Here is a 9,055-nt window from a genome sequence, read left to right on the forward strand (position 1 = left end):
ACCTCCATTTCTCATTGTTAATCATTATAAATTTTTAATATATATACATGTTGGTCAACTAAAATTAATGGGGGTAATGAAATGAAAGTCCTCATAATCACAGGAAAACTTGCATCAGAGACTGTAAGGGAAGCATCATCCACTTCCGAGCATGAAGTTCATGTTCACGTTGCTGACACTCCCATAGCAGCTTTTTTAACACCTCGAAGGATAATATCTGAGATCGGGAAGATTAACTTTTCGGATGATGGGGTACCTGACATCCTGATCGTCCCGGGACTCATACCCAAGGATGTGGGGATTATTGGGGAGAGGACAGGCATACCTGCATACAAGGGACCCACCGATGCAGCCGACCTTCCCATAGTTCTGGACCTCCTGGGGGAACTTGAACTCTCAACAGAAAAACCCGCCGACAAACTGATAGAGGAGGAACAGAGGAGGAGGGCCCTCCAGTTCATAGAGGACTTTGAGAACGATCAAAGAAGGATAAGCACCCTCCTTGAGAGGGATGAAAACATACTCGTCGGGGGCTTACCGACCGGGAGGGACTTCCCCATGAGGGTCCTCGCCGAGGTGGCCAATGCACCCATCCTGCTGGAGGAGGGCAGGCTCAGGGAACGTATCGATTACTTCATAAGAAGCGGTGCAGACATGATAGACCTTGGAATGCTTGCCGGTGAGGACAACTCTGACCTCATACCGGAGATAATAAGGACAGCACGTTCAGCAGCAGGGGAGGTGCCGGTAAGCGTGGATAGTCTGAACCCGCCTGAGATCGAGGCTGCAGTGGAGTGCGGTGCAGACATGATACTGAGCCTCGACCTGGGAAACTACAGGGAGGTTCTGCCGCTCCTCAGGAAACATGGGGTGCCTGCGGTGATCCTTCCAACAGATTACAGTGAGGGATGGGTCCCAGAGACAGTGGAGGAGAGGGTTGAAGCCCTGGAGGAGCTTAAAAGGAAGTGCAGTGGCATAGATGTCATAGCTGACCCGGTGCTGGACCCTGTAAACAGCAGGAGCATAGTTGACTCGGTTATGGCCTGCAGGATGTACGCAGAGAGGAATCCTGACCCCATATTCTTTGGTGTGGGTAACGTGACGGAGCTCCTGGACACTGACTCCACAGGCGTAAACGCCCTCCTGGCAGGTTTCGGGATGGAGCTTGGTGTCAGCATACTGTTCACGCCCGAGGAGAGCGGGAAGGCCCGTGGAAGTGTTTATGAACTATCAGTGGCATCACAGATGATGTTCCTTGCCAGAAACCGGGGTTCTGTTCCAAAGGACCTCGGTATCAACCTGGTGCTGTTCAAGGACAAGAGGAGATCAGGAGGGGTTATAGAGAAGGTTGATGTCCCGGTCATTGAGGCAGAGGGAGGAATGAAATTCGTGAGGGACAAAATGGGAAGCTTCAAGATTATGGTGGAGGATGGTCGAATAAAGGCCGTGCTCTACCAGGGAATGGAGCCCAGAACTGCCCTGACATCAGACAGCGCCAAAAAATTATATGAGGAGATCATAAATAGAAATCTTGTAAGCAGACTCGAACATGCAGCCTACCTAGGGGCCGAACTTCAGAAGGCAGAGATAGCCCTCAGGACAGGCAAAGATTATGTCCAGGATTTTGAACTATTTGAGAGGTCATTCCCGTTTGAGGGGATTTAGGAGACAGTGGGTGAAGGGGCCTGATACAACTTCATTAACAATTTACAGGAGATTTACCATGCAGTGCACCAGATGCGGATCAGAGGATGTCATAATAAACAGGAAATACTCAGGACAGCTACTCTGCAGTGACTGCTTCATAGAGACAACAAGAAAAAAGGTAATGAGGGATATAAGGAAATATAAGCTGATAGAACGTGGAGACAGGGTACTTGTCGGTTTATCAGGTGGAAAGGACAGCGTGATGGTCATTGACATCCTTGATGAACTCAGGGAAAGAAACATAATAGAACTTGAGGCAGTCACCATCGATGAGGGTATAGGCGGGTACCGTGAGGATGGAGTAAGGATCGCCAGGAAAATATGTGCCGACAGAGGCATACCCCACAGGGTTGTCAGTCTGGAGGACTATGCAGGAATAACACTGGATGAGATAATGGAAAACCCCTCACGGAGTGCATGCACCTACTGTGGAGTGTTCAGACGCTGGATACTTAACAGGGAGGCCAGGAAGAGCAGGGCAACGAAGATAGCAACCGGCCACAACCTCGACGATGAGACCCAGGCAATAGTCATGAATTACCTTGAGGGAAACCTCGAGAACCTCACACGGATAGGCCCCATGACATCATCTGCAGGTGGAAGGTTCATACCAAAAATCAAGCCCCTGCGGGAGATACCCGAGAAGGAGGTGGCCCTCTATGTACTTGCACGGGGCCTGGACGTTCACCTCGCAGGGTGTCCCTATGCATCAGGTTCATTCAGGAGGGAGATAGGTGACTTCCTGAAGCAGATATCAGTGAAACGCCCAACCATAATGTACTCAACACTCAGAGGATTCGACAGGATAAAGGAGATCCTCAGAAGGGATTTATCGGAATCAGGGAGATCAGGCATCTGCGTCAAATGCGGTGAACCTGCGTCAGGAAAACTCTGCAAGGCATGCACATTTATAGAGGAATTAACGAAAAGATGATGAAACTCCAGTATGCAGGTGATAGGGATGAAGTTTACAGTAATCACGGATGACGGGAAAAAAATACTTGAATCAGGGGCTCCACTAAGGATAAAGGATGTTCTCGGGGAGCTTGAAATTCCCATTGAAACGGTTGTTGTGAAAAAGAACGGCGAAATAGTCATAGAGGAAGAGGAGATCTCTGATGGGGATATCATCGAGGTCATAAGGGTTATCTACGGCGGTTAAAGGTGGGTGGATGAAGGTATACTATGAATGCGCACCGTGTTTCCTGAGACAGGCCAGGGAGGCCCTCGACCTTGCAACCGATGATGAGGAACTCAAACTGAGGGTCATGAAAAATATACTCGAACTCCTCAGTGAAAGGTTCAGGAGGGGACAGGTATCAAATGAACTCGGGACCCGGATGCACAGACTCATAAAGGATATGACAGGATCAGAGGACCCATATCTTGATGAGAAGAGGAGATGCAATGAGATCGCATTGAGGTTCCTCCCAACTGTAAGGGACTACCTTGAAGGTCGCAGCGACCTTGAGAGCCATGTGAAGGTGGCAATAACAGGTAACATAATAGACTTCGGGGCACTGGGCCTTGACTTCGATCATGACAGGGGTATCCATGAGTCCCTCAGGGCACCCCTCACCATAAACCATGTCCCACTACTTGAAGATAGACTCAGGGAGGCCTCAGAGGTCCTTTACCTCCTTGACAACACAGGTGAGATCCTCTTCGACAGGCCGCTAATTGAAAAACTGGCCGAATATGATTTAAGCGTGAAGGTCGCTGTTAAGGGCGAACCCATCCTTAATGATGCATGCATGGAGGACGCCCTCGAAGCAGGCCTTGATGAAGTTGCTGAAATCGTAACTACGGGTACAGACTCTGTGGGCATCGTATACAGTGAACTCTCAGATGAATTCCGGGACATGCTGGATGGAACCGAACTCGTAATAGCTAAGGGTATGGGTAACTATGAGGGCCTAACAGAGATATCTGATGGTTCCAGGGACATATTCTGTCTTCTAAATGCGAAATGCTCTGCAATCGCAAGGGACCTGGGTGTTGCGAGGGGTGACAATGTTGCTGTTAAGATCTGATTTAGAGGTCATCATGAACTGCAGAAAGGAAGCATGGTAAACTGGATGAAGCAAGGAAATGGGCCCTATTCGGACTTCTCGCAGGACTCTCACTTGTACTCATCATCTATACAGTCCAGCCCAGAGTGCCTCAGAGCTTCACGACGGATAAAAAGGACCTTAAATGGTATACTGAACATGATGAAGCCATAAAGGAGGCTTCTAGGACAGGTAAAAATGTTTTCATGGTATTTTCTGCTCCATGGTGTCCGGCATGTCAGAAACTGGAATCTGAGACACTCCAGAACACTGAGGTCCAGAGGAGGCTGGCAGAGGATTTCATCGCAGTCAAAATCGATGTTGACACCAGTCCAGCGCTGTCCTCGAGGTACAGAATTTACGGGGTCCCGACGGTAATAATACTGGATCCCTCTGGAAATGAGATCGGAAGAAAGGAGGGCTACATGAGTCCCGATGAACTCATATCCTATCTGGGGTAGGATCATGCAGGACCATATCATTTCATTCACGGCTGGAATACTATCAGTCCTGTCACCATGCATTCTACCCGTCATACCTGTCCTCTTCTCAGAATCACTCATCGGCAGCAGAAAAGAGAGGTTCCTTTTTCTTTCAGGTTTCTCATCCCTCTTTCTCTTCATAATAATCCTCACAGCCATATTCACAGCCGCAGTTAATCACTATCTCCTCTACCTGAGAATCCCGGCTTCAATCATGCTGATCATCATGGGGCTTCTTGTTCTATCAGAAAAACCCTTAATATCCCTCAGGACTCCCACAGCAGAAAATCATGTTCTCATGGGCTTACTGACGGCCATCGCCTGGACTCCCTGCTACAGCCCCTACCTAATAGGTGTGATCGCATATTCAGCATATGCAGGGATCCCAGGGGCCCTTGTTAACATGGCACTTTACACCCTGGGACTTACCATAACCCTCATAGCAGTGACCCTCCTGGCTGAACCAGTATTAAGGAGACTCCTGAGAGGCTCCAGGGATATTAGGAGGGCTTCAGGGGCACTTATAGTACTTGCAGGTATTTATATGCTTTATCAGCTTATTCCATTACCATGAAAGGGGTGATTATTTGAGAGTTGGATTTATAGGCTTTGGCGAAGTCGCACAGACCCTTGCTTCACGTTTAAGGAGCAGGGGGGTGGAGGTTGTCACATCACTGGAGGGAAGAAGCCCATCAACCATTGAGAGGGCCAGGACAGTGGGTGTGACTGAAACGTCAGAGGAGGATGTTTATTCATGCCAGGTTGTCATATCCGCAGTAACACCCGGTGTTGCACTGGATGCCGCAAGGAGGGCAGGCAGACATGTCAGGGGGATATACGTGGATATTAACAACATATCACCTGAGACGGTGCGCATGGCATCGTCCCTAATTGAAAAGGGAGGATTTGTGGATGCAGCCATAATGGGCAGTGTGAGGCGAAAGGGCGCCGATGTACGTATCATAGCCTCTGGAAGGGATGCAGAGGAGTTCATGAAGCTCAGCAGATATGGATTGAACATTGAAGTGAGGGGACGGGAACCAGGGGATGCATCGGCGATTAAAATGTTAAGGAGCAGCTACACAAAGGGTGTTTCAGCGCTTCTCTGGGAAACACTGACCGCAGCCCACAGGATGGGCCTCGAGGAGGACGTACTTGAGATGCTTGAATACACTGAGGGCAATGATTTCAGGGAATCAGCGATTTCAAGGCTTAAAGGTTCATGCATCCATGCCAGAAGAAGATATGAGGAGATGAAGGAGGTCCAGGATATGCTGGCGGAGGTCATTGATCCCATCATGCCCACCTGTATAATGCAGATATTTGATAAACTGAAGGATGTTGAGGTATCTGCAGATGGCGATTACAGGGATGTGCTTGATGAGGCCCTCGACGCATTCCTCTGAGTTAGATGCAGTTATAAGTGTGAAAATAGATACTATTCTACGGTGAGGAAATGAGTTCAGACCTTGAGAGGGAGTGCGCTGAAAACCTCATGGAACTTGTGGGTAAAAGGATCATCGACATTGACTTCAGTTCATATGATGATGAATGCTGGAGGATACACATCAGGACTGAGTCTGAGATGATAGTCATGACATTCTGCCGTGACTGGAAATGTCCGGTGGTGGAGCGGAGGGATAAGATAAAATAGACATTCATAATGGCTCTGACACTGTTTTTCTCTGGTTATTGATTTTTATAAGGACTCTGAATCCACCCCTTCTCCTTTTAACCTTTGCACTGAAGGGTATTATGTGGGAGTCTATTATGAGTCTGAGATAGGTTGCCATCTGGGCCGGCAGGTGCAGGGGGCTTTTTATCTTTGCACCATTCCTTATCTGACAGGAGAGTACACCCCGCCGGTCAACATATAGTTTGGCATCCATACCGTCCCTGACCAGTTTAACCTCATCCCTTCGCAGGTTCAGACCAGCCTCCACCTTTGATGGAGGATTCACTCTGTGTTTGCCACTCTGGAACATCTCATTGGCCCTTTTTGAGCTGATACCCTCAGCAACCCTCTCTGATACGAACCACGCCCTCCTTATAACATTTGTCACACTCTGATCCGGAGGAATCCAGCCCCTCTCAGTGTAGTGCTCGATCAGGTCCCGCACCTCGGACCTCCTGACATTCATCTCAATGGAACTCATGGCAAGCCTTGTGAGGACAGGTCCATACCCTGCCTTTCTGAAGGCAGCCCATATCTGATTCTCCCTGTAAAATCTCCGGTTTTTAACTATGGAATTCACAGCATCAGCGTTTAGATATGCTATTTCCATGAGATCGGCCTGTGACAGGTTGTTCATCCTTTCCTTTATAATTTCAAGGTTTCTGCGGCCTGGAACCGTGCCCCTCTCTATTTCCCTTTCAAGTATGCTGATGGTTGTATCGGGCAGTACCCTCTCAACATCGGGTGGGATCTGAAGGTTGTTCTCAATTATCTTCTGCCTTATTTCCCTACCGGAAATCTTTGAACCATCGGCAGTGAGCTCTGGAATTATATGGAACCTCATTTTACGGCCGTACTTACCATAGAGGAATTCATTGACAGCAAACCATCTTATAACGTTCCTGTTTGGCAGTTCACGGGGTATTCCACTGAAAATTCCCCTGGATGCAAACTCCCTTGCCTTTCTGATTATGAGGTCTGTTGAGACGTTGGCTGCGTCGACATAGTCAACAACGCCATCCTCTATCATCATGGCTATTCTTATGGGGACCGTGTAGGCCAGGGTGAGGCGATGGTGCAGACCCTCAACTGGAACAACCCTGTCTGCTCCGGCCTTCAGGGCCATCTCCTTACGGGCCTCATAGGGGACGAAGAAGGGCGCGTGATTTGCGCTGAAGTCCTTGTTAAGGTATATAACAACCTCATCTCCTGTTTCATCAGCTATTTCACGTCCCTTCTCTATGAGTCTGGCGTGTCCAAGGTGTACAGGGTCAAAATCAGCGCTTATACCTATCATGTGAATCAGTCTTTGTCCTGATTGTGCCATCACTAGCTGTAATCTTCGTACCTTATATCAGTTGATCCCGTGAGTTCTGAGAATTTTAACTCTGCACTCCACCGCTCCCTGCACTCACATTCATAGGGAGGAACCATTTCCTGCTCAAGGTTTGATTTTATTATGAGCTTCTTGAGGTCCCGGTTACACTTCTTGCAGTTGTAGGGGCCTCTTGACGTCCCGAAACCTGAGGTGTCCATTATTGACGGTATTGACACGGTCTCTCTGGTTCTGTTAATTATCTCAACAAGGCTCCATATCCATGGCGGCCTGTAGGACCCCCTCCTCCAGAGGTCCTCCATTATTGTCCCCCTGTGCACAGTGGATGGACAGAATGATACCCTATCAACACCGGTTTTTTCAGCATAAAGGGCCGTTGAAATGGCCTCATCTATGGCCCTTTTTTCTGATACCAGCACGGGCTTTACCAGGATGTATGCCTTGGATTTTAACATGAACTCATCTTTAAGGCCACTGATGATGCCTATCCCCCTTTCAAATTCACTGCCGGTGAAACCCTTATTTATCTTGAGGAGTCTGGTTTTTTCGTCACAGGTCTCAAGGCCTATGCTCACTTCAACTATCTTGCCAGGTACAAGTTCACAGCATTCACGAAGGACATTCTCCTCAATATATTCGGGCCTTGATTCGAAGATTATTTCCTCAACAGCATCAATCCTGCTGAGTCTCTCAAGTATATGGGTCCGTGCATCCTCGGGGAATTCTTCGGGGTTAAGAAAACTTCCTGATGTGAATATCTTAACAGCCATCCTATCATCAAATTCGTGGCGTGACATGATTTCATCGAAGATTTCTGTGATTTCACTGGACTTCACCGGTTCGAGGAAGGAGTCTGAGATGTAGCTGCACATGTTACAGCCACCGCTCTCTGAGAGGGCCCAGGAACACCCCATGGTTGGAAGGATCATGAAGAGGGCCCGGCCCCTCCCAGAATAAAGGAGATCATCCTGAACCCAGCTCGCTGCAAGCTCACTGAGACTTCTTCTTTTTATTCTCTTCAAAGCCCTTTTTCTGCTCTTGAATGTTAGCCTATCCATCATCTGAATCTCAAAACAGTTTTTAGTGTTAGTTTGTTTTCAGGTTATTTAAATTTATTCAGTCCTCTAAGGAAATTCTCATAGAGTTCTGGAGGGGGAATCTCTATTCAGTTCAGTAGAAGTAGCCTCTTAACAGGTAGTGTAAAACAGATAGTTTAAAAAAATAGGGTTTAAAATAAAATTTTTCTGGGATTAGAAGCTTGCTATAACTTCTCCCAGGAGTTTTATTGATTTTTCTTTGTCTGGACCTATTGGTGATCCTGCAACGTACTGGGTCACGCCCATTTCACCGAGGGCCTCAATTTTTGGTATGAATTCGTCAGGTGTACCAACAACTGAGAATGCTTCCATGAGGGCGTCATCAACTGCTCCTATTGCACCACCAAAGTCACCTTTACCGAGGAGTTCACCGAATTTTGCTCCTGTGTCAGCTGGGAGGCCGTGTCTTTCAAATACTGGTGGTGGTGATCCTGCAGCGATGAATGCTACAACTATTTTTGCTGCGTTTGCAGCTGCAGCTGAGTCTTCATCTATTGAACAGCATGTGTAGGCTGCAACGTCAATATCGGACAGGCTCTTACCTGCGGATTCAGCACCTTCTTTTATGAGTGGGACTGCTGCTTCAAAGTCCTTTGGGTTGGATGCGTTTATAAGAGCACCGTCTGAGATTTCACCTGCTGTTTTGAGCATCATTGGACCCTGTGCACCCATGTATATTGGGATTTTTTCCTGGACGGCCTTCACAC

The 9,055-nt window shown here is 48.0% G+C and carries 11 protein-coding genes (1 of these 11 cut by a window edge); 8 read left to right on the forward strand and 3 right to left on the reverse strand.

Going from position 1 to position 9,055, the window contains the following annotated elements:
- Positions 1 to 81 precede the first annotated feature (81 nt).
- The 8 genes from tca_RS08365 to tca_RS08400 all read left to right on the forward strand — a co-directional run bounded on the left by tca_RS08365 (position 82) and on the right by tca_RS08400 (position 5,894).
- Positions 82 to 1,665 (forward strand): dihydropteroate synthase-like protein, encoded by a 1,584-nt coding sequence (locus tag tca_RS08365; protein WP_286708846.1) that lies wholly within the window; start codon positions 82 to 84, stop codon positions 1,663 to 1,665.
- Between the two features lie 58 nt (positions 1,666 to 1,723).
- Positions 1,724 to 2,641 carry a TIGR00269 family protein gene (locus tag tca_RS08370; RefSeq protein ID WP_286708847.1) on the forward strand — a complete coding sequence of 306 codons (918 nt, stop codon included), beginning with the start codon at positions 1,724 to 1,726 and terminating at the stop codon, positions 2,639 to 2,641.
- A gap of 27 nt (positions 2,642 to 2,668) precedes the next feature.
- Positions 2,669 to 2,869 (forward strand): MoaD/ThiS family protein, encoded by a 201-nt coding sequence (locus tca_RS08375; protein WP_286708848.1) that lies wholly within the window; start codon positions 2,669 to 2,671, stop codon positions 2,867 to 2,869.
- 10 nt (positions 2,870 to 2,879) lie between these two features.
- Complete coding sequence (locus tca_RS08380) at positions 2,880 to 3,740, forward strand: DUF89 domain-containing protein (protein ID WP_286708849.1); 861 nt, start codon at positions 2,880 to 2,882, stop codon at positions 3,738 to 3,740.
- A gap of 125 nt (positions 3,741 to 3,865) precedes the next feature.
- A complete protein-coding gene (locus tca_RS08385; RefSeq protein ID WP_286708850.1) occupies positions 3,866 to 4,219 on the forward strand; it encodes a thioredoxin fold domain-containing protein in 354 nt (117 codons plus the stop codon).
- Positions 4,220 to 4,223: 4 nt separating this feature from the next.
- Positions 4,224 to 4,814, forward strand: a complete 591-nt coding sequence (locus tca_RS08390; protein ID WP_286708851.1) for a cytochrome c biogenesis CcdA family protein — start codon at positions 4,224 to 4,226, stop codon at positions 4,812 to 4,814.
- Between the two features lie 13 nt (positions 4,815 to 4,827).
- Positions 4,828 to 5,646: an NAD(P)-dependent oxidoreductase gene (locus tca_RS08395; RefSeq protein WP_286708852.1), complete on the forward strand. Its 819-nt coding sequence runs from the start codon at positions 4,828 to 4,830 to the stop codon at positions 5,644 to 5,646.
- Between the two features lie 50 nt (positions 5,647 to 5,696).
- Positions 5,697 to 5,894 (forward strand): hypothetical protein, encoded by a 198-nt coding sequence (locus tag tca_RS08400; RefSeq protein ID WP_286708853.1) that lies wholly within the window; start codon positions 5,697 to 5,699, stop codon positions 5,892 to 5,894.
- 4 nt (positions 5,895 to 5,898) lie between these two features.
- Here the strand turns inward: tca_RS08400 and tca_RS08405 are convergent, their stop codons facing one another.
- The 3 genes from tca_RS08405 to mer all read right to left on the reverse strand — a co-directional run.
- Entirely contained in the window at positions 5,899 to 7,212 is a 1,314-nt protein-coding gene (locus tca_RS08405; RefSeq protein ID WP_286708854.1) for an adenylyltransferase/cytidyltransferase family protein, read from the reverse strand.
- Between the two features lie 32 nt (positions 7,213 to 7,244).
- Entirely contained in the window at positions 7,245 to 8,309 is a 1,065-nt protein-coding gene (locus tca_RS08410) for an archaeosine biosynthesis radical SAM protein RaSEA (protein WP_394339334.1), read from the reverse strand.
- A 192-nt stretch (positions 8,310 to 8,501) separates the two neighbouring features.
- On the reverse strand, positions 8,502 to 9,055 hold the 3' portion of the coding sequence (mer, locus tag tca_RS08415; protein ID WP_010877358.1) for a 5,10-methylenetetrahydromethanopterin reductase. It continues 412 nt past the right edge of the window; only the last 554 of its 966 coding nucleotides appear in the window; its start codon lies beyond the right edge, outside the window; its stop codon occupies positions 8,502 to 8,504.

This window comes from Methanothermobacter sp. EMTCatA1, from assembly GCF_002356395.1.
GTDB lineage: Archaea > Methanobacteriota > Methanobacteria > Methanobacteriales > Methanothermobacteraceae > Methanothermobacter > Methanothermobacter thermautotrophicus.